Origin of the sequence: Bradyrhizobium sp. NC92, from assembly GCF_025200865.1 — a bacterium.
Taxonomy (GTDB): domain Bacteria; phylum Pseudomonadota; class Alphaproteobacteria; order Rhizobiales; family Xanthobacteraceae; genus Bradyrhizobium.
In genome coordinates, this window is the sequence record NZ_CP104171.1 from 992,714 (window position 1) to 1,013,265 (window position 20,552).

Annotated in this window: 20 protein-coding genes and 2 tRNA genes; 17 read left to right on the forward strand and 5 right to left on the reverse strand. The window is 63.5% G+C overall.

Annotated features, from left to right (window positions below; translation table 11 throughout):
• Nucleotides 1-64 precede the first annotated feature (64 nt).
• Together N2602_RS04665 and N2602_RS04670 are read left to right on the forward strand one after the other, a co-directional pair.
• Entirely contained in the window at nt 65-853 is a 789-nt protein-coding gene (locus tag N2602_RS04665; protein WP_260381917.1) for a class I SAM-dependent methyltransferase, read from the forward strand.
• Between the two features lie 304 nt (nt 854-1,157).
• Complete coding sequence (locus N2602_RS04670) at nt 1,158-1,634, forward strand: Crp/Fnr family transcriptional regulator (protein WP_172785150.1); 477 nt, start codon at nt 1,158-1,160, stop codon at nt 1,632-1,634.
• Nucleotides 1,635-2,149: 515 nt separating this feature from the next.
• On the opposite strand, the gene N2602_RS04675 is transcribed toward N2602_RS04670, so the two are convergent.
• The 5 genes from N2602_RS04675 to N2602_RS04695 all read right to left on the reverse strand — a co-directional run bounded on the left by N2602_RS04675 (nt 2,150) and on the right by N2602_RS04695 (nt 6,880).
• A complete protein-coding gene (locus N2602_RS04675; protein ID WP_260381918.1) occupies nt 2,150-3,127 on the reverse strand; it encodes an ABC transporter substrate-binding protein in 978 nt (325 codons plus the stop codon).
• Between the two features lie 299 nt (nt 3,128-3,426).
• Nucleotides 3,427-3,894 carry a nuclear transport factor 2 family protein gene (locus N2602_RS04680; RefSeq protein WP_260381919.1) on the reverse strand — a complete coding sequence of 156 codons (468 nt, stop codon included), beginning with the start codon at nt 3,892-3,894 and terminating at the stop codon, nt 3,427-3,429.
• 274 nt (nt 3,895-4,168) lie between these two features.
• Nucleotides 4,169-5,614 (reverse strand): IS1182 family transposase, encoded by a 1,446-nt coding sequence (locus N2602_RS04685; RefSeq protein ID WP_260381920.1) that lies wholly within the window; start codon nt 5,612-5,614, stop codon nt 4,169-4,171.
• Nucleotides 5,615-6,391: 777 nt separating this feature from the next.
• Nucleotides 6,392-6,742 carry a RidA family protein gene (locus N2602_RS04690; RefSeq protein ID WP_260381921.1) on the reverse strand — a complete coding sequence of 117 codons (351 nt, stop codon included), beginning with the start codon at nt 6,740-6,742 and terminating at the stop codon, nt 6,392-6,394.
• Nucleotides 6,743-6,805: 63 nt separating this feature from the next.
• Nucleotides 6,806-6,880: transfer RNA gene (locus N2602_RS04695), tRNA-Thr, on the reverse strand.
• 315 nt (nt 6,881-7,195) lie between these two features.
• Here N2602_RS04695 and N2602_RS04700 point away from each other — a divergent pair.
• The 15 genes from N2602_RS04700 to N2602_RS04770 all read left to right on the forward strand — a co-directional run bounded on the left by N2602_RS04700 (nt 7,196) and on the right by N2602_RS04770 (nt 20,500).
• Nucleotides 7,196-7,384, forward strand: a complete 189-nt coding sequence (locus tag N2602_RS04700; protein WP_172785147.1) for a hypothetical protein — start codon at nt 7,196-7,198, stop codon at nt 7,382-7,384.
• 38 nt (nt 7,385-7,422) lie between these two features.
• Nucleotides 7,423-9,129, forward strand: a complete 1,707-nt coding sequence (locus N2602_RS04705) for an FAD-dependent oxidoreductase (protein ID WP_260383611.1) — start codon at nt 7,423-7,425, stop codon at nt 9,127-9,129.
• Nucleotides 9,130-9,265: 136 nt separating this feature from the next.
• Nucleotides 9,266-9,574, forward strand: coding sequence for an EthD family reductase (locus tag N2602_RS04710; RefSeq protein WP_172785146.1), 309 nt, complete (start codon nt 9,266-9,268; stop codon nt 9,572-9,574).
• A gap of 295 nt (nt 9,575-9,869) precedes the next feature.
• Nucleotides 9,870-10,379: a hypothetical protein gene (locus N2602_RS04715; RefSeq protein ID WP_260381922.1), complete on the forward strand. Its 510-nt coding sequence runs from the start codon at nt 9,870-9,872 to the stop codon at nt 10,377-10,379.
• Nucleotides 10,380-10,537: 158 nt separating this feature from the next.
• Nucleotides 10,538-11,362 (forward strand): alpha/beta fold hydrolase, encoded by an 825-nt coding sequence (locus N2602_RS04720; RefSeq protein ID WP_260381923.1) that lies wholly within the window; start codon nt 10,538-10,540, stop codon nt 11,360-11,362.
• A 141-nt stretch (nt 11,363-11,503) separates the two neighbouring features.
• Nucleotides 11,504-11,947: a DUF2948 family protein gene (locus tag N2602_RS04725; protein WP_172785143.1), complete on the forward strand. Its 444-nt coding sequence runs from the start codon at nt 11,504-11,506 to the stop codon at nt 11,945-11,947.
• 145 nt (nt 11,948-12,092) lie between these two features.
• The gene (gene hisD / locus N2602_RS04730; RefSeq protein ID WP_260381924.1) at nt 12,093-13,388 is read left to right on the forward strand and encodes a histidinol dehydrogenase; all 1,296 of its coding nucleotides are present in this window, start codon (nt 12,093-12,095) and stop codon (nt 13,386-13,388) included.
• A complete protein-coding gene (locus tag N2602_RS04735; RefSeq protein WP_260381925.1) occupies nt 13,385-13,882 on the forward strand; it encodes a UPF0262 family protein in 498 nt (165 codons plus the stop codon). Before hisD ends, N2602_RS04735 begins: the two co-directional genes overlap by 4 nt.
• A 6-nt stretch (nt 13,883-13,888) precedes the next feature.
• Nucleotides 13,889-14,356, forward strand: a complete 468-nt coding sequence (locus N2602_RS04740) for a low molecular weight phosphatase family protein (protein ID WP_172785140.1) — start codon at nt 13,889-13,891, stop codon at nt 14,354-14,356.
• Nucleotides 14,357-14,628: 272 nt separating this feature from the next.
• Nucleotides 14,629-15,258 carry a Maf-like protein gene (locus tag N2602_RS04745; RefSeq protein WP_172785139.1) on the forward strand — a complete coding sequence of 210 codons (630 nt, stop codon included), beginning with the start codon at nt 14,629-14,631 and terminating at the stop codon, nt 15,256-15,258.
• Between the two features lie 155 nt (nt 15,259-15,413).
• Nucleotides 15,414-15,596 carry a DNA gyrase inhibitor YacG gene (gene yacG / locus N2602_RS04750; protein ID WP_260383612.1) on the forward strand — a complete coding sequence of 61 codons (183 nt, stop codon included), beginning with the start codon at nt 15,414-15,416 and terminating at the stop codon, nt 15,594-15,596.
• Between the two features lie 186 nt (nt 15,597-15,782).
• Nucleotides 15,783-15,858 (forward strand) — tRNA-Phe (locus tag N2602_RS04755).
• A gap of 248 nt (nt 15,859-16,106) precedes the next feature.
• Nucleotides 16,107-16,739, forward strand: a complete 633-nt coding sequence (locus N2602_RS04760) for a DUF1326 domain-containing protein (protein WP_172785138.1) — start codon at nt 16,107-16,109, stop codon at nt 16,737-16,739.
• A 59-nt stretch (nt 16,740-16,798) separates the two neighbouring features.
• Nucleotides 16,799-17,578 (forward strand): DUF2182 domain-containing protein, encoded by a 780-nt coding sequence (locus N2602_RS04765; RefSeq protein WP_260381926.1) that lies wholly within the window; start codon nt 16,799-16,801, stop codon nt 17,576-17,578.
• Nucleotides 17,579-17,932: 354 nt separating this feature from the next.
• Entirely contained in the window at nt 17,933-20,500 is a 2,568-nt protein-coding gene (locus N2602_RS04770; protein ID WP_260381927.1) for an EAL domain-containing protein, read from the forward strand.
• The last annotated feature ends 52 nt before the right edge of the window (nt 20,501-20,552 follow it).

Sequence of the window (20,552 nt, forward strand, 5' to 3'; positions counted from 1 at the left end):
TCCCATCTCTTGTGAGCAGAATGGCGCGCGCCAAGCATCGTCATCGGGCCGGGAGGATCTCGACATGGCAGAGCAGACCATTCACTTCGACGACGGTGCTGCCTACGAGCAGATGATGGGAATCTGGAGCCGGTTCGCCGGCGAGATATTCCTTGATTGGCTGGCACCTCCTCCCGGCTTGCGGTGGATCGACATCGGTTGCGGCAACGGCGCCTTCACCGAACTCCTGGTCGAGCGCTGCAGCCCCGTCGAGGTCCAGGGCATTGACCCCTCGGCAGAGCAGCTTGCCTTTGCGCGCACGCGACCTGCGGCGCGCGTGGCAAAGTTTCACCAGGGCGATGCGATGGCACTTCCTTTCGCGGATGGCAGCTTCGATGCGGCTGTGATGGCGTTGGTTCTCGTGTTCGTCCCGGATCCCGCCAGGGGCGTCAGCGAAATGGTGCGGGTCGTCGTCCCCGGCGGTACGGTCATGACGTATATGTGGGACATGTTGGGTGGCGGCTTTCCGCTCGACCCGATCTACGACGAGATGAAGGCGATGGGCATTCCGGCAACCCGCCCGCCACGGATGGACGCCTCCCGCATGGACGCGTTGCGGGACCTGTGGCGAGGAGCAGGTCTCGAGGACGTGCAAACGCGAGAGATCACGGTGCAACGGACGTTTTCGGGTTTCGACGACTTCTGGGCAATCAGTCTGAAGTCCCCCGCGCTCCGGCCTGCCGTTGCCGCGATGAGGCCCGCAGACGTCGAGACGCTCATCGCGCGGGTGCGTGCGGCCCTGCCGGCGCATGCGGACGGTCGCATCACCTGCAGTGCGCGCGCACACGCGATCAGGGGGCGCCGGCCCAAATAGCCCGCATTGTGCAGGACGGGTAGAGCACTTCTCGAAACTCATCATCTCCGCCACCGAACGAGCCTGATGGATTTCGCTTCGCGCGGCAGTGGACCAGAGTCGAGAGGCGAAAATCTCTCGCCGCGTCATTGCGAGGAGCCCTTGCGACGAAGCAATCCAGACTGTTTCCGCGGGCACATTCCTGGATTGTTTCGCGGAGCCTGTCATCGGGCCGCGCTTCGCGCGGACCCGTTGGCTCGCAATGACGGAACCTGGCTGCGCCGCTTAGCTTGCCGCAGCCATCGACCGGGCGTAACCTCGCGCAATGCTCGTCACGTCCCCCGATCTGAAAGCGTTCCTGCTGGCGACGCCGTTCTTCGGTGGCCTTTCGGACGAAAGCCTTGACCTCTTGATCTCGATGCTGGTCGAGCGCGACTTCGAGGTGGGCGCGACCGTCGTGGCCGAGGGCGAGCCGGGGCGCTCGATGTTCATCGTCAAGTCCGGCCGGCTCGCGGTGAGCAAGCGGACCCATGCGGGCGGCGTCATCCCGATATCGCGTTTGGAGCCTGGGGATTTCTTCGGCGAGATGACGCTGATCGAAATGCAGAACCGCTCCGCTACGGTGGTCGCGGAGGCACCGACGGTGCTGTACGAGCTGACGGCCCAAAAGCTCTATGCCTGCTACAAGGCCGACATCCACGCCTACGTGATCGTCCTGCAGAACGTCAATCGCGAGCTGTGCCGGCGGCTGCGCCGGGCCGATGATCGCTTCGCGGCACTGCAGGTGAATGGCGACGATTGATGGTGCGCAAGAGAGAGAACCGTCGGGAAACCATCACGTTTCGCCACCGAGATCGGCCTCGACGGGTCCTCGCATCACGACTTGTCGTGCGCGTACTTCTCCAGGACCAGCCGATTATATTCGTCCCTGACGGCCCTTCGGGAAACATGCCCCTTCCGGTCTTTGGCAATTTTCAGAAGATCAGGGTCGGTCGGTGCCTTCGATTTCCGCCGAAATCTCGCAAAGAGAGGGGTCGTCGGCTCCGACAATCTTCCAAACAGGCGGTCGAACCATCCCATTGTGTCCTCCCGGACAGGCCGCGAGCTGAAAGACTATCACCATGAAATGAGGGGTCAACGTGCCGTGTGACCGCAGCTTTTCAAAAAGGCGCGCCAGCACAGTTTGCAACGGCCGCAGGCTTGAGCGACACAGTCAAACATCCGGCACCTCGGACGTCCGCGAAGGGGTGCGATCTTTGGACTGGCCAGCATCCCTTGGACCGCCTAGAGGCGAAGCTTGGCATGGCCGAGTCAAAGTCATTCGATCAATTCATCGGATGCGACAAGGACGGACTGTGGCACTGCAAGCCCAAACGCCTTGGCCGACTTCATGTTGATGACGAGCTCGAATTTCGTTGGCCGCAAGACCGGAAGATTGTCGGGCTTCGCGCCGTGCAAGATCTTGCCGGCATAGACGCCGAGCAGGCGATACGTATCGGAAAGACTGGCGCCGTAGCTCATCAGGCCGCCATCGGCCGGAAACTCTCGAATGTGGAAGATGCCTGGCAATTGATGCTCCGATGAGAGTGCCAATATCTGGCTTCGCCGGGAGTCGAAGAATGGATCGTTCTGCACGACCAAAGCCTTGACGCCAGCCTTGCCAAGCACGCCGAAAGCCGCGTCAAGTTCGGCATCCGTCGTCCCGGCCTGCACGACAAGTTCGCGCCCAAGGGACTTGGCCGCGTTGGCGACCGCCTGCCGGTGCTGCTCGACAACCTCACTCCCAAAGCGTGGATTGACAAGCAAGCCGATGACGCCGGCAGTGGGGACCATCGCGCAGATGAGTTCCAGGCGTTTGCCGCCCAAATCGCCTGTGAAGAAGTTCACGCCAGTTGCTACGCCCGGGCGGTTCATGCTCGTCACCAAGCCCGCGCGAACGGGATCGTCGCCAACGAGAAAGACAAGGGGGATCGCCGAGGTCGCCGATTTGGCCGCGCGGGCAGCGGGATCACCCGCTCCTACAATCAACGAAAGAGGATGGCCGACCAATTCAGCGGCGAAGGACGGCAAGCTGCCGTAGTCACCCTTCGCCCAGCGATACTCGATCTTTATGTTACGGTTCTCGACGTAACCCATCTCTTCGAGGCCGCGCCTGAAAGCATTGGTGTGCGTTGCGGCTTCATCGGGCGAACGCGTGCTGAGAAAACCGATGGTCGGGAATGTCTGTTGGGCTCGTGAAGCAGCAGGGAGCGCAGTCGCAAGTCCCAACCCTGCCATGAAGTCGCGCCTCTTCATAAGCGCCTTCTCCTCAGCCAGCGAACTGGGCGAGAGCTTACGTCGTGCCACAGGGTTGCTCAACGCTCGATTCGGGGCTCAAGCCGACTTCAAGTGATGCCCACCAACGGCCAAGGGACGACGCAAGCCGCCCGGTCGTTCGCCAAGGGCGGGCGCGCTCCATCGAACATAGAACCATCAGTGCGTAGGATGGGTAGAGCACTTGCGAAACCCATTATCTTTCGTCTCCGAGCAGCGCATTGATGGGTTTCGCTTCGCTCTACCCATCCTACGAGCTTCATGCGACGAATAAATCTGGTCTATGGCTGAGGCGCAGGAATTGGAAGGATGCTTGTTATCTTCCAACCGTCGCCTGTTTTCACCAGCACTTGATTCATCAGGAACCGTGTCGGCTGCGCAGTCTGTCCAGGCGGTGAAATCATGAAGGTTACTGGCACATAGAGTTGCGCCACCCCCGTCTGCAATTCGATGACCTTCAGTTCGTCCATTTTCGGGTCGAGGGACCAAGTGCCCTGATACAGGGTCTCGAAGCGCTTGATTGCTGCAGCGTGACCCCAGACAGGGGCGCCACGCGTGATCCACAGGAACTGAGCCGAGTCTTGCAGAAGCTCACCAACCGCCTTGAGGTCATGAGCGTTTTGTGCGGCAACAAATCTTGTGAAAAGAGCCTTCACTTCGTCCTCGCTGCCCGCGCGAACCGCGTCAGCCGTAGTCAGGAACAAGAATGAAGCGAAGAAAGCAAGATGACTTCGTGCACGGAAGGTCATGATCGTCCTCCCTTGATGCCGCGGCGAAATGACCGCCCGCGATGATCAGTTGCAACAGAAAATTACCCCAACGAGGGTCCAAAGACCACGTGATTTCAGGCGCCATGGATAGGCTTTCCGCATCGGGTCTTGGTTGTGTGCAAACAGATGGCCGGCACGCGGCCGTGGTCGCCAATCACCGCAGGCGGCTGATGTTCTCGCGTCAGATCGCCCAATGACGGCCAAAGTGGGTATCGGGACGCGGTATTGCGCTGTTGGACGTACTTTCCGGCCTTCAGACGGCGCGGATGGCTGCAATCAGGCGCGGTTTGCCGACGATGTTCATCACCCGCGTGAGGTTATAAGCGAGAACATGCAGCGCCATCTCAGCGGCAACATTCCGTAGGCGCTTCATCAGGAAATGGGTCGCACCCATACGGGCTTTGATCGTGCCGAAGGGATGCTCGACCGTCTCGCGCCGCGTCCGCATGGCTTTGGGATTGGAATCGAGCCGTCTCTGGACCTCCTCGACCACATGCTCATGCTCCCAACGAGTGATGCGGCGCTCCTTGGACGGCGTACATTGGCTCTTGATTGCGCAGCCTTGGCACGCTGCTGTCGACCAGTAACGGCGCAGCGTCATTCCATGCTCGATGTTGGTATAACGATAGGGCAGCAGCTGGCCGGACGGGCAGCGGTAGACGTCCTCATCAGGCAGGTAGGCGAAGTCCTGTTTGCCGAACCGACCCTCCGCCTTGGCGTTCGACGTCATCGGCTTGGGCAGCGTGACTGCAACGCCAGCCTCTTCGCAGGCCAATATCTCCTCTCCGTCGAAGTAGCCACGGTCGGCGACCGCCTCGAGTTTGTCCACTTCGAGCACTTCTTTGGCCTGCTTCGACATCCGAGCAAGCTGCCCACGGTCGTTGCCGACGTTTATGACCTCATGCGTAACAATCAGATGGTGTTCGGTGTCCACCGCGACCTGGACATTGTAGCCGACGACACCCGATCCGCGTCCGCTGGTGGCCATCGAACGAGCATCCGGATCGGTCAGCGATATCTGTTGATCCGGCGTGTTGCGCATCTGCGCATCAAGCACTTCCAGGCGGCTCATCTCCTGCTTCAGTCGAGCGATCTTTTCCTTGATCCTCGTCGTCTTGATGCTGATCGCTTCCGATGGCTCCTGCCGATCGGCGCTATCCAGTTGACGCAGATATCGACCGACGCTTTCCTCGATCTGCGCCATCCGCCTCGCCATCTTGGCATGCGTGAAGTTACGATCGCGATTGTTCACTGCCTTGAACTTGCTGCCGTCGATTGCGACGCTTGGGGTCTGCAACAGGCCCATTTGCCGGCATAGCGCAACGAACTTCGCACAAACCCTCCGAAGCGCCGCACCATTGTCCCTCCGGAAATCGGCGATCGTCTTATGATCGGGAGCCAGGCGGCCGATCAGCCACATCACCTCGATATTGCGGCACGCCTCACGTTCCAGGCGGCGACTGGATTGCACCCGATTGAGATAACCGTAGATGTAAAGCTTCAGAAGGACTGCTGGATGATAGGAAGGCCGGCCCGTCTCCTTGGCGATCACACCCTCAAATCCCATTCCATGCAGGTCGAGCGCCTCGACAAACACATCGATCACATGGACCGGGTTGTCGTCGTCTACCCAATCCTCCAGACATTCCGGCAAGAGCGTCAGCTGGGATCTGTCCGCGCCTTCAACGAAGCGTCCCATCCGTATCTCCCATCAGGAAACGGAGGAATCCTAGCTGACTCGTGCCTTTTCACACAGCCAGGGTCAAAACCCGATATCGCCAGCAACGCTTCTGACCCGTCGGGCAAAACACCACCCCTCCGCGCAAACCCCGTCAATCCCCTTCTGCAAAAACATTCCACTTTACCGAAATTCGGAATTACGGTATCTATCGCGCATCCCGGTCCAAGGAGAGGGGCGATCGTACGTCGTCACGAACGAGGGCCAGGGTGCGGTGGACGCGGCTGCGTCGGGCACGCGTGGCGGGACCAGGGCGAGATGAACCTCGTGAGGTCCCGGTCGGTGTGCGGAACGGACGGCGCCAACATCCGGCGAAGCCTCTTGGCGGAGCCGGAAGCTGCGTACGGCAAAACCGTGTGGTCCTGACCGTCGTTGCTACGGTCAAGCCTTGCGGAGATGGTTTTGGGCTCAACCGGGCCTGGAAGCATCAATTCGCGAGGTGACGGAGGCCAGAAGGAACTCGGCTCCGGGGAGAGCAGGCATAAGCCGTCAAACCATCGCGCAGGGAAGGCCGGGTGTTTTCCGGCCCACCTGTCGTCCCGCCTGCGCATTTGCGTGTGCAAATTTCTTCGCGCGGCGGATCATGGGTGCCAGCCGGCACCCGGCCTTCCCTGCGCCCTCTTCACAGAGGAGGGTCAAGGAAAACAGCAAAACTCGGACGCTTGCGTCGCGAGAGCGCGGCTTCATGTGCGAACGCAGGAATGATCGGGCTTGCTCGCCTCACCCGTCGCTCGTGGGTCAGCGGCGGGCGGCGACCGCCGTCAGCTCCAGCTTGACGCCCGGGCCGAGATCCGCAACGCCGATCGCGGCACGCGCCGGCAGATGCTCCGCGGTGAAATAGCGCTTCCACACCTGGTTGAACGCGGCCTTCTCAGTGAGGTCAGCCATGAAGATCGTCACCTGCAGAACGCAGGACAGATCGGAGCCGGCCCCCTCGAGCAGGGTCTTCATCTGGCGCAGCACATCGTCGGCCTGGCCCGCCATGTCGAGCCCGGCATCTCCAGGGACGATGCCGCCGAGATAGAGCACGCCATTATGCTCGACGATCTCGTGGAGCAGTCCTTCATAGGGCAGGGAACGTGTGATCACGATGGCATCCGTGGGTGTTGCGGGCTCGCTGCCGGGCGGAGGGCTCGCGTCGATGAGGAAAGCTGGTGCTGCCAGACAGGATTGAACTGTCGACCTCTCCATTACCAATGGAGTGCTCTACCACTGAGCTACGGCAGCATGTGCTGGGACAAGAATCGGCCGCCCGAGGGGCCTACCAAGCGGGCCGATATCTGCCACAAGCCCCCCTCCTGCGCAAGCTTGCTAGCCGCGCCAATACGAGAAAATCGGGCCGATATCGGCGCCAAAATGCCCGGTTTCGCCTGAACTGACCGACTTCACGCCGATTCGGGGTCTGGTATCCCTGCCCAAGAGGTCAGTTGGCCTGGGCGCGGATTCGATCCATCTCGCGTTTCGCAAAGGGCGTATCGCGTTGCCTCTTGAGCTGCCACACTTCGATGGCATCCTGCTGCCGGTTGCTGTGATGGAGCCGCGATGGCTGACGAGACTGACAAGAGCGCGAGGCAGGCGAGGGCGTCCCGGGACGACCGGCTGAAATCGGCGCTCCGCGAAAACCTGAAGCGGCGGAAGGTGCAGGCGCGCGAACGCGCCGCAAGCACCGACCCCTCGCAGAATGAGGATGGTTCCCTAAATGAGGGGGCCGCCGGCAAGATCCGTCGTTGAAAGCCGGCGGCTGGAAATTTGGAGTGCATGCAGTGACCATGGGGCAGGACGAGACACAACGAACCGACCGTGAAGCGCAGCTGGTGCGGTTCACCCGCCCCGAGCAGACCTTTCCGGCGCTGACGCCTGCCGAGATCGAACGGATCAGACACTTCGGCGAAATCCGCACCTATGCGGACGGCGAGTTGCTGTTCGAGACCGGCAAGCCCGGGCCCGGCATGTTCGTCGTGCTCAAGGGCCATGTCGCCATCAGCCAGCGCGACGGCCTTGGTCACGTCATCCCGGTGATCGACCAGGGGCCGGGGCAATTCCTGGCCGAGCTCAGCCAGCTCTCGGGACAGCCGGCGCTGGTCGACGGCCGCGCCGAGGGCGAGGTCGAGACGCTGCTGCTGCCGCCGGACCGGCTGCGCGCGCTCTTGGTCGCCGAGGCCGACCTCGGCGAGCGCATCATGCGGGCGCTGATCCTGCGCCGGGTCAATCTGATCCAGGGCGGCGTCGGCGGTCCCGTGCTGATCGGACCGTCGAACTCCGTCGGCCTGGTGCGGCTGCAGGGCTTTCTCACCCGCAACGGCCAGCCGCATCATCTGCTCGATCCCGATCGCGAACGCGGCGGCGCCGAATTGATCGCGCGTTATTCGCCCAAGCCCGAAGACTGGCCGCTGGTCGTCACCGCCGATGGCGCGGTGCTGCGCAACCCCAATGAGACCGAGCTTGCGCGGGCGATCGGCATGATCGGCGGCGCCAAGGGCGACCGCATCTACGACGTTGCCGTCGTCGGCTGCGGACCGGCCGGGCTCGCCACCGCCGTCTATGCAGCGTCCGAAGGGCTGTCGGTCGCCGTGCTCGATACCCGCGCCTTCGGCGGCCAGGCCGGCGCCAGCGCGCGCATCGAGAACTATCTGGGCTTTCCGACCGGCATTTCCGGCCAGGCCTTGACCGCACGTGCCTTCACCCAGGCGCAGAAGTTCGGCGCCGACATCATGATTCCCGTCACGGTGAAGTCGCTCGACTGCACGCGCAAGGACGGCGCATTTTCGGTGGCGTTGGAGGGCAGCGATCCCTTGCGCTCACGTTCGGTGGTGGTCGCGAGCGGCGCACGCTATCGCCGCCCCGACATCGCCAACCTCGACACGTTCGAGGGCCGCGGCGTCTGGTACTGGGCATCGCCCGTGGAGGCGCGGCTGTGCGCGGGCGAGGAAGTCGCCCTGGTCGGTGCGGGCAATTCGGCAGGCCAAGCGGCCGTGTTCCTGTCGGGCCACGCCAAACGCGTGCTGATGATCATCCGCGGCGGAGGCTTGGGTGCCAGCATGTCGCGCTATCTCATCGAGCGCATCGAAGCGACGCCGAACATCGAATTGATGTTCAACACCGAGATCACCGCACTCGAGGGCGACGAGGCGTCGCTGCTGCGGCGCATCCGCTGGAAGAGCCGGCTGTCGGATGACGAGGATTCCGCCGACATCCGCAATCTCTTCCTGTTCGTCGGCGCCGATCCCGCCACGTCCTGGCTCGACGGTTGCGGCGTGACGCTCGATCGCGGCGGTTTCGTCGTGACCGGCGCGCAGTCCGAGCAGAACCAGGGCAAGCTGGTGGCGCCGCTGGAGACCTCCGTGCCCGGCGTCTACGCCGTCGGCGACGTCCGCTCCGGCTCGGTCAAGCGCGTCGGCGGCGCCATCGGCGAGGGTGCGCAGGTCGTCGCCTCCCTGCACGGCTATCTCGGCGACGCCGCAAAACCGGCGCTTTAGGCAAGGACAAGAGCAAGGACAATACAAGGGAATGGCAAGCCGAATCCGGCTTGCCATCTTGCCGACAACTACAGACTATCCCCTCGTCGCGAGGCCAATCGCGCGCGGAAAAACAAGGATTCAACGGGAGGACTAAATGGCTGAAGTCGTTGTGCTCTACAAGACACCCAAGGATGCTGCCGCCTTCGACAAGTACTATGCCGAGACCCACATTCCGCTCGCCAAGAAACTTCCCGGCCTGAAGAACTACGCCGTCAGCAAGGGGCCGGTCGCCTCTCCCGCGGGTCCTTCCGGAATCCATCTCGTCGCCATCCTCACCTTCGACAGCGTGGCCGACGTTCAGGCCGCCTTCGCCAGCCCGGAAGGCAAGGCGACCGGCGCTGATGTGCCGAAATTCGCCAGCGGCGGCGCCGACATCCTGATCTTCGACACCAAGGACGTGTGAGGGATCGATTCAACTTTCGTTGAATCCTGCAAGCTCGTAGCCCGGATGGCGCGAAGCGCAATCCGGGGCCGCGATTGCTTGTGGCACGATTGTCGGATTTCGCTTCGCTCCATACGGGCCCCAAAACCAAACTGCCGTCGTTTGTGACAGCGCTGCAAAAAGTTCAGCCATGCGTTTTTCGATTTCGCGCGATGACGCATGGCTGCGCGCATGCATGTGACGACAACGCAGGTGGCAATCCCATGAGGATCGTAATACTACTCTCGTCACCTCAACGGAGAGTAGGAGAGATGTCATGATCTTTGGGTTGAGTCTGCCCGCCCTCACGCTGATCCATGTCATCATCAGCCTGATTGCCATCATCGCCGGGCTCGTCGTGATGTTCGGCCTGCTCGGCTCGAAGCCGATGCCGGGCCTGACCGCGATCTTCCTGCTGTTCACCATCCTCACCAGCGCCACCGGCTTCCTGTTTCCGTTCAAGGAGCTGCTGCCCTCGCACATCATCGGCATCATCTCGCTGCTGCTGCTCGCCGTCGCCTGCTTTGCGCTCTACGGCATGAAGCTCGCCTCCGTCTGGCGCCCGGTCTACATCGTGACCGCGATGATCTCGCTCTATTTCAACGTCTTCGTGCTGGTGATCCAGTCGTTCCTGAAGGTGCCCGCGCTTGCCGCGCTCGCGCCCGCCGTGCCGCCGGCGCCGCCATCGGGTCCGGTGTTCGCCGTCGTCCAGGGCATCGTGCTGGTGTTTTTCGTCGTGCTGACCATCGGCGCTTGGCGCCGCTACAAGCCCATGGCGCTTGCCTGACCGTTTGTGCGCGCCATTCGTCATTCCGGGGCATCGCGCAGCGATGAACTCAGGTGCGCAATCGCGCACCTGAGAATCTCGATTTGACAATCTCCAGAATCCGGGTCCGCGCTAAACGCGCGTCCCGGAATGACTCGAGCTTAAAAGGAGCCCCCACCATGCCCATCATCACCACCAAAGACGGCGTCGAGATTTTCTACAAGGATTGGGGTTCGGGCCAGCCGATCGTGTTCAGCCATGGCTGGCCGCTGTCGTCGGACGATTGGGACGCGCAGATGATGTATTTCGTCACACGCGGCTATCGCGTCATCGCGCACGACCGCCGCGGCCACGGCCGCTCGGCGCAGGTCGCCGACGGCCACGACATGGATCATTATGCCGACGATCTCGCCGCGCTCACCGCGCATCTCGACCTCAAGAACGCCCTCCATGTCGGCCATTCCACCGGCGGCGGCGAGGTCGTGCACTACATCGCCCGCCACGGCGAGAGCCGCGTCGCGAAGGCCGCGATCCTCTCGGCGGTGCCGCCGCTGATGGTGCAGACCGCGGCCAATCCCGGCGGCCTGCCGAAGAGCGTGTTCGACGATTTCCAGGCCCAGCTCGCCGCCGGACGCTCGGCGTTCTACCGCGACATCGCCGCCGGCCCGTTCTACGGCTACAACCGCCCCGGCGCGAAACCGCTGGAAGCGGTGATCGAAAACTGGTGGCGTCAGGGCATGATGGGCGGCGCGAAAGCGCATTACGACGGCATCGTCGCGTTCTCGCAGACCGATTTCACCGAGGATCTGAAAAAGATCAACGTGCCGGTGCTGGTGATGCACGGCGACGACGACCAGATCGTGCCTTATGCGGACTCGGCGCCGCTCTCGGCCAAGCTGCTGAAGAAAGGCATCCTGAAGACCTACAAGGGTTTTCCGCATGGTATGCCGACCACGCATGCCGAGACGATCAACGCGGATCTCCTGGCGTTTTTCAAGGAGTGAGGCTTCACGGACCCTCTCCCCCTTGTTGTGGGGAAAGGGTGGCTCGCCGCGTAGCGGCGAGACGGGCGAGGGCTTAACTTGAGTGGAAATTTCGGGGCTCGCGCGCGTTGAGCCCCGTCCACTTCAGGAGAAGCGCCGGCGATGTCGCCCCAGCTCAAACTGATTGCGCTCGACGCCGACGATCTCGCCGTGATCTCGACCCATGTCCAGGACGCCCGGGTCCAGGCGTCCGACATCATCTGGCGTCAGGGCGAAAAGCGGCTTGTGGTCGGAATGAGCCGGCTGGACTGGGAGCAGACATTGGAGGGCGAGACCGAGCCGCGCCGGCTGGTCGCCGCACTGCGTTTCGACCGTGTGCTCGCCTGCAAGTCGCGCAACATCGACCTCGCCGCGCCGGACAAGGTGCTGGATCTCGTCGGCATTGAATTTCACCCCCAGGATGGCCGCGCCGAGGAGCCCGGCGGCAGCGCCCTGCTTTTGTTCGCCCAGGGCGGCGCCATTCGCCTGGACGTCGAGTGCCTGGAATGCGAGCTGACCGACCTCGGCGCCGACACGCTGGGCACGGGAGTCGAGGGGGAGGGGTGAAGCGGCCGGTATACCAGCCGAATGGGCTCCGGCCCGGGCCCGAACGGCATCTCCCGAGGGTTGACGCAGCTTCCCCGCCGCGCCATTGAGCAGGGACCTGGTGCGCCGACCCGCCCCTCAAGACCAGCCGGAAGCCAAGCGAAACATGCCCGTTCGCCTCGACCGCAGCAGCGCCGATTTTGACCAGCGATTCGCCGCCTTCCTCGCCGCCAAGCGCGAGGCTTCGGCCGATGTGGAGGCCGCCGCGCGCGCGATCGTCGACGATGTGGCCAGGCGCGGCGATGCCGCCCTGCTCGAAGCGACAGCCAAGTTCGACCGCTTGAGGCTGGATGCGTCCTCGTTGCGCGTCTCCGCCGCCGAGATCGAGGCCGCCGTGAAGGCCTGCGAGCCTGCGACGCTGGATGCGCTCAAGCTCGCGCGCGACCGCATCGAGACCTATCACCGCCGCCAGTTGCCGAAAGACGAGCGCTTCACCGATCCGCTCGGCGTCGAGCTCGGCTGGCGCTACACCGCGATCGAATCCGCCGGCCTCTATGTGCCGGGCGGCACGGCCGCCTATCCGTCATCGGTGCTGATGAACGCAGTGCCGGCGAAAGTCGCCGGCGTGTCGCGCCTCGTGATGGTGGTGCCCTCGCCGGACGGCAAGCTCAATCCGTTGGTCCTCGCGGCCGCCCATCTCGGCGGCGTCACCGAGATCTATCGTGTCGGTGGCGCGCAGGCCGTCGCCGCGCTCGCGCATGGCACCGCGACCATCGCGCCGGTCGCCAAGATCGTCGGACCGGGCAATGCCTATGTCGCCGCCGCGAAGCGGCTGGTGTTCGGCAAGGTCGGCATCGACATGATCGCCGGCCCCTCGGAGGTGCTCGTCATCGCCGACGATACCGGCAATGCCGACTGGATCGCCGCCGACCTCTTGGCGCAGGCCGAGCACGACGCCAGCGCGCAGTCGATCCTGATCACGGACTCGGCGCGCCTCGCCGCCGACGTCGAAACGGCGGTCGAAGCGCAGCTGAAGGCACTCCCGCGCGCCGCCATCGCCAGCGCGTCCTGGGCTGATTTCGGCGCCGTCATCATGGTGAAGGACCTCACCGATGCCATCCCGCTCGCGGACGCCATCGCGGCCGAGCATCTCGAGATCATGACCGTCGATCCCGATGCGCTCGCGGCAAGGATCCGCAATGCCGGCGCGGTGTTCCTCGGACCGCATACACCTGAAGCGATCGGCGATTATGTCGGCGGCTCCAACCACGTGCTGCCGACGGCGCGCTCGGCGCGATTCTCCTCAGGCCTGTCGGTGCACGACTTCATGAAGCGCACCTCGATCCTGAAATGCGGGCCCGATCAATTGCGTGCGCTGGGTCCGGCCGCGATGACGCTCGGCAAGGCGGAGGGGCTGGACGCCCATTCGCGCTCGATTGGATTGCGCCTCAATCTGTCATGACAAAGCCGCCCGAACAGGACGACTCGACCAATCGCATCGTCGGCGTCACGCTCGACGAGGACTCGATCGGCCGTTCCGGGCCGGACATCGAGCACGAGCGTGCGATCGCGATCTACGACCTGATCGAGCAAAACCTGTTCGCGCCCGAGGGTGCGGACGGCAAGGGCCCGTTCACGCTGCATATCGGCATCACCGGCAATCGCCTGATGTTCGACATCCGCCGCGAGGACGGATCGCCCGTGGTCGCGCACCTGCTGTCGCTGACGCCGTTCCGGCGGATCGTGAAGGATTATTTCATGATCTGCGACAGCTACTACCAGGCGATCCGCACCGCGACGCCGGACAAGATCGAGGCCATCGACATGGGCCGCCGCGGCATCCATGACGAGGGATCGCGCACGCTGCAGGAGCGGCTGAAAGGCAAGGTGCGGGTCGATTTCGAGACCTCGCGCCGGCTGTTCACGCTCATTACCGTTCTCCATTGGAAGGGCTGATCACGGATGGCTGCGCCCCCACGCGCACGCGATCCGCAATCGGTGCTGTTCGCCTGTGCGATGAACAGCGTGCGCTCGCCGATGGCCGAGAGCCTGTTGCAGCACATGTTTCCGCAAGGCCTCTACGTGAAATCGGCCGGCGCCAGGAAGGGCGATCTCGATCCCTTCGCCGTCGCCGTGATGGGCGAGCTCGGCCAGGACATCTCGGCCCACAAGCCGCAGACCTTCGAGGAGCTGGAGGATTGGGAGGGGTTGAATTTCGACCTCATCATCACGCTCTCGCCCGAGGCGCATCACAAGGCACTGGAGCTGACGCGAACGCTCGCGGCCGAGGTCGAATACTGGCCGACGCAGGATCCCACCACCATCGAAGGCAGCCGCGACCAGAAGCTTGCGGCCTATCGCGAGGTCTGCGATCAGCTCCTGATGCGCATCCGCCGGCGCTTCGCCAAAGTCGGCGCGGCGAGCGGGTGATCTCGTGCCCCGGACGCAGTGCAGCGCGCCTTCGCGATGCGCTGCAGAGCCGGGGCCCATCTCACCGCATGTGCAAGACCGTGGGTCCCGGCTCAGCGTCGCAGCATTTCATGCCGCGCCAGCGTCCGGGACATGAGAGCGTCACAGACCGAGGGCACACGCATGTCGGAACCCTCGAATCAGCAAAGTCCGGGTTCCCGGGTTGTGAAATCAGCCCCCTTCCGATAGGTTCCGCGCGCAATTCACCCCTGCCTCATCCCCCAAATCACCTGATGCTCGGCCGCCCCAAATTCGTACTTGCCTCCGGTTCGCCGCGTCGGCTGTCGCTGCTCAACCAGGCCGGCATCGAGCCGGATGCGCTCCGCCCGGCCGACGTCGACGAGACGCCGAAGCGTGGCGAGCTGCCGCGCGCCTGCGCCAACCGGCTGGCCAGGGCCAAGGCCGATGCCGCGCTGAAGTCGGTGCAGCTCGACGACGAGCTGCGCGGCGCGTTCATCCTCGCCGCCGACACGGTGGTGGCGGTCGGCCGCCGCATCCTGCCCAAGGCCAATCTGGTCGACGAGGCCGCGCAGTGCCTCCGTCTCCTCTCCGGCCGCAACCATCGCGTCTACACCGCGATCTGCCTGGTCACGCCGCGCGAGGCCTTCCGCCAGCGCCTGGTCGAGACCCGCGTCCGCTTCAAGCGCCTCTCCGAGGACGACATCCAGGCCTATATCGGCTCCGGCGAATGGCGCGGAAAAGCCGGCGGCTACGCCGTGCAGGGCATCGCCGGATCCTTCGTGGTGAAGATGGTGGGGTCCTACACCAACGTGGTCGGCCTGCCGCTCTACGAGACCACCACGCTGCTCGGTGGCGAGGGTTTCCCGATCCGTTTCGGCTGGCTCAACTCCACCGCGGTGTGAGCCCCGGTGAGGCGCCGACAAAAACCTCGAAAACAACCCCATGCACAGTAGAATGGCCCGGCCGGTCCGCGCAGCGGCGCAGGTGCGGCTGCGCCAGGAACCCGTTTCCCGACAGACTCTTGAACTCCGTCACCCCGCGTAAGCTGCCGACACCCATGGACGAGCAAGTCACCAAGCCCACCGGCCCGCTCAGAACCTGCCCTATCTGCGGCAAGCCGCAGACGCAGGCCACCCGCCCGTTCTGCTCCTCGCGCTGCCGCGACGTCGATCTGAACCGCTGGCTGAAGGGCTCCTACGTCATCCCTGGCCGCGACGACGAGACGGATGACGTCGAATAATCAATCTATATCAATGCCTTAATGGCCTTCCTGAGGTGCCCCGCACCAGCCGCAGCAACCCCACCCGATGTTGTGCACAGAAGGGCCGCGCCCGGCGCAGCCACTTGGCGAAGCCGGGTGGACAGGCCGCTCTCGGCCCACTATAAACCGCCCGCTCGATGGGCTTTGGCCCCTCTCTTGGAGCGCGCCCAGGTAGCTCAGTTGGTAGAGCATGCGACTGAAAATCGCAGTGTCGGTGGTTCGATTCCGCCCCTGGGCACCATGGCTCTGACGTCGGATATCCCCGAGATGTGGCTGCCCCTGAGGCACTACCCTCGTTCGGTATACGTGGCCGGCGGCCGCTGATATGATCCTCGGACGGTAAACGGCAGCTCGCCACATGCTTTTTCTGCGATGCCGGCCTTCTGATCGGATCTCGATCCCGCTCGCGCCTTTCGCCTTGCCTCGACAAGAACGCTGAACAAATTCGTCAACGGCTGCCGCGTCCCCGCTCACATCAGGAGATGTGCCATGGCTGCATCGGACTGGCGTCTCGAAGGCGAATGGATGAAGAACTGCAGCTGCGCGTTTGGCTGCCCCTGCGATTTCAACGCACGGCCGACCCAAGGCTATTGCAAGGGATTGGTCGCCATGCGGATCGCCAAGGGACATTTCGAAGGGACCAGGCTCGATGGTCTCTGCTTTGCGATCACGGTCGATTTCCCTGGGCCGCTGCATGAGGGCAACGGGACAATCCAGCCCATCATCGACGAACGCGCTACGGCGGAGCAGCGTCAGGCGTTGTTCGATATCTTTTCCGGCAAGCATTCGGCCGAAGGCACGCTTTTCCAGATCGTCAGCATGATCGTCACCAAGATCCACGATCCGGTGTTTGTGCCGTTCGAGTTCTCCTTCGACAAGGACGGACGCATCGCAAGACTCCTCGCCAGGGGCGTGCTCGAGACCGATGTCGAGCCGATCAAGAATCCGGTGACCGGTGATCCGCATCGCATCCAGGTGGTCATGCCCGAGGGGTTCGAACATCGGGCGGCCGAGGTCGCATCCGCCAACATCCGCTCGACCGGCGCGATCCCGTTCGAGACCCGCGGTACGCATAGCTCGCTCGCCAATGTCGTGCAGACGCCGGAGGGCGTTGCGGCATGATGCGGCGCTGACACCGACACAAACCTCGGTGTCAGCTCCTCATCGCTATGGACAAGTCGATGCAGGGGCGCTCGATACTGGAACATTTGCTCCACCGCGACCGGCTGATCGTCGCGATCGGGACCGCCGCAGTGGTGGCGCTCGCCTGGGCCTACCTCGCTGCGGGCGCCGGCATGGACACCGAGATGATGGCCGACATGCCGGACATGGCGCCGATGCCATGGACGCCATTCTATGGCGTGCTGCTGTTCGTGATGTGGTGGGTGATGATGGTCGCGATGATGGCGCCGAGCGCGGTGCCCACCGTTCTCCTGTATGCGACCGTCAAGCGCAGGCAAGAGACTGCCTCCCGCGCCGCAACCGATAGCTGGACCTTCCTCGCCGGCTATCTCGTGACCTGGGCCGGGTTCAGTCTCGCTGCCGTCCTTGTGCAAGGAGCGTTCGAACGCTTCGGATTGCTGTCGATGGCGATGGCGAGCACCAGCGCGATCCTGGGGGGCGGCGTTCTGATTGCAGCAGGGATCTATCAGTTCACGCCGCTCAAACAGGCCTGCCTGCGCTATTGCGAGAGCCCGCTGTTGTTTCTCAGCCGACATTGGCGGCCCGGCACGCGCGGCGCATTCCGGATGGGACTTCGTCACGGCAGCTACTGCGTCGGCTGCTGCTGGTTCCTGATGGTATTGCTGTTCGTCGGCGGCGTGATGAACCTCGCCTGGATCATCGGCATCGCGCTCTATGTCGCCGGCGAGAAACTGCTGCCGTTCGGCCAACGACTGAGTTATGCGGCAGGCCTGCTCCTCATCCTGTCCGGCACGATCGTCGTTGCGCGCGCGATGTGAAAAGCGGTCCAAAGACGGTTAAAATGCGCCGCTTTTGACATGCCCATGTGCCTGATTGCTCAAAACCGGCCGACCTCCGTGATGATACGGATGATTTGAGCTGAAGAATTGAGCTACGTCCAAACAGAAACTTAAGGCTGTTTCAGCTACCTTTGCGCCATGAACGGCACCCGCGCGCCGCCTTCGGCCGCGGGTGTCCCTGTGCAGTCGAGGCGGAGACAAGGCGATGCCAATACTGCGAGCGAGCGCAGTTCTGCCCTGGCGGCCGGAGCGGGGGCGCGCGTCGTGATTCCCGCAGGAACAGTCCACAAAGCCGGAAGAACGATCCTGCGGAATGGTCCGCTGCAGATCGCATTGTTCTTTCTGCCCCTGGTCTGGATCGGCTATTTCGCAATCACCGCGTCTGAGCGGATGGATGCAATCCAGCAAGCGCGGTCGCACGGCAACAGCGTCGCCGAACTGTTCGAGGAGAACACCGAGCGCATCTTCGAGCGCGTGGATCAGTCGTTGCTGGTGGTACGGGCACTCTACGCCGAGGATCCGCTGACCTTCCGCCTGAAGTTCTGGTCCGAAAAGGCCCGTATCGCCACCGGCGACGTGGTCCAGCTCGCTCTGATCGGATCGGACGGATACATGATCGAGACGACGGCGGGCTATTCCGGTCCGCCGCTCTATCTCGGTGATCGCGAGCACTTCGTTCATACCATGTCGCAGGCCGACGATCGCCTTTACGTGGCGAAGCCGGTGCTGGGCCGCGCGTCCAAAAAATGGACGATACAGCTCGCGAGAAAGCTGTTCGACCTCGCCGGGAAGCCGGTCGGCGTGGTTGTCGGCTCGATCAGCGTCGACGTCGTCGGCAGGTTCTACGACACCGCAAAGCTCGGCGTCGGAGGAACGCTGATGCTCAGGAATGCGAACCACGTCGTGCTCGCTGCCCGGGGCGTGGACCAGGGCTCCGTGCTGGGACAAAGCGCGCCGAGCCGCGTCGAGAGCGAACTGGGCGACGGCTTCTATGCGCAATATTGGAACGAGAACCGGCCGAACCGCAGCGACCGGCTGATCACGGCGCGCAGGTCGCGCGCGTTTCCGCTCATCTTCACCGTCGGCGTTTCGGAGCAGGAGATTTATTCCCGCTCCGCCTTCAGGCAGAAGGTCTACCTCGGTGGCGCGCTGCTGCTTACGTTCATCATCCTCGCCGCGACGACCTTCCATTGGCGACGGCAGCAGGCGCTGGATCGCGCTCACCGCGAGCGGCGCGATTTCGCCAGCAAGTTCGAGGATGCGCTCAGGAACCTTCCCCAGGGCTTGAGCATGTTCGACGGCCGGGACCGCCTGATCGCGTTCAACGGGCAATGGCTCGAACTCTATGGCCTCGTGCCGGAAGACATTCGGATCGGCATGGACTTCCGGGAGGTGTTCGCGAAGCAGACCGCTGTGCTCGACGTCGAGACGTACCTCGTCGATTTGAAGGACCGGCTCGCTCAGTCGGAGCAGATCTCGAACACCGTGCAGTTTCCGGATGGGCGGGTCGTCTACATCTCCTACGGCCGGCGCGAGGGCGGCGGCTGGGTTGCCACGCATGAGGACATCACCGAGCGCAAGGCGTCGGCGGACCGCATCGAGCGGCTCGCGCATTACGACAGCCTGACCGGCCTTGCCAATCGCAACCTGTTCAAGGAGCGCCTCGACGAGGCGCTGGCCCGCTCGCGCCGGATCGAGCCCGCGTTCGCCGTACTCCTGCTCGATCTCGACAAGTTCAAGTCGGTCAATGATGCGCTCGGCCATCAATGCGGCGACGCGTTGCTGAAGCAGGTCGCCGACCGGATCAAGGCGCAGATCCGTGATGCCGATACGGCGGCGCGAATCGGCGGCGACGAGTTTGCCGTGATCGTGGCAGCGGGCCGGGCGGCGATGCGCGACGGCGCTGCAAGCCTGGCCGCGCGGCTGGTCCAGGCCATTGCCGAGCCCTATCACATCGACGGCCATCCCGTCGTGATCGGCTGCAGCATTGGCGTTGCGCTCGTGCCCGAGCACGGCACGCGGGTCGACGAGATCCTTCGCAATGCCGATCTTGCGCTCTACAGGTCGAAGAATGCCGGCCGAAGTTGCTTCCACGTCTATTCAGCGGAGCTCAAGGCCGAAGCGGATCAGCGCAACGTGCTCGAGATCGAGCTGCGTGAAGCGATCTGGCGCGAGGAGATAGAGCTCTATTATCAGCCTGTGATCGAGCTTGGCACCGGTCAGGTCAAATCGGTCGAGGCTCTGGCGCGCTGGCATCACGCCACCAGGGGCTACATCCCTCCGGCAGAGTTCATTGCGGTTGCGGAGGCGGGGGGATTGATCGTCGAGCTCGGCCAACAGGTGCTCGCCAGAGCCTGTCGCGATGCGATGAGCATGCCGGCCGACGTCAAGGTCGCCGTCAATCTCTCCGCCCTGCAATTTGCCAGCGCCAATCTCATCGACACCGTGACGTTTGCGTTGACGCAGAGCGGGCTTCCGCAAACCCGGCTCGAGCTCGAGATCACCGAGAGCGTATTTCTCGCCGACACCGAGGAGAACCTCAGGACGCTCCAGCGCCTCAAGGCGCTCGGCGTCTCCATCGCCCTCGACGATTTCGGCGTCGGATACTCGTCCTTGTCCTATTTGACGGCCTTTCCTTTCGACAAGGTCAAGATCGACAAATCCTTCATCGACAGGATCGATCGCTGCGAGACCGTCGCCGTGCTGAAATCCATCGTGCAGCTCGCAAAGACGCTGAAGCTGTCGATCGTCGCCGAGGGGGTCGAGTCCTCCGAACAGGTCAGGCTGCTCCAATCACTCGGTATACCGCTCGGCCAGGGATTTCACTTCAGCAAGCCCGTGCCGGTTGCAAACCTCTCCTGGCAAGCCCCGACGGCGCGCCGGAAACGGCGTGTGGCGTGAGCTGAATTCCTCCGGCGTTTGTCATCATGGCCGGCCACTGCAGCCCCTTGGG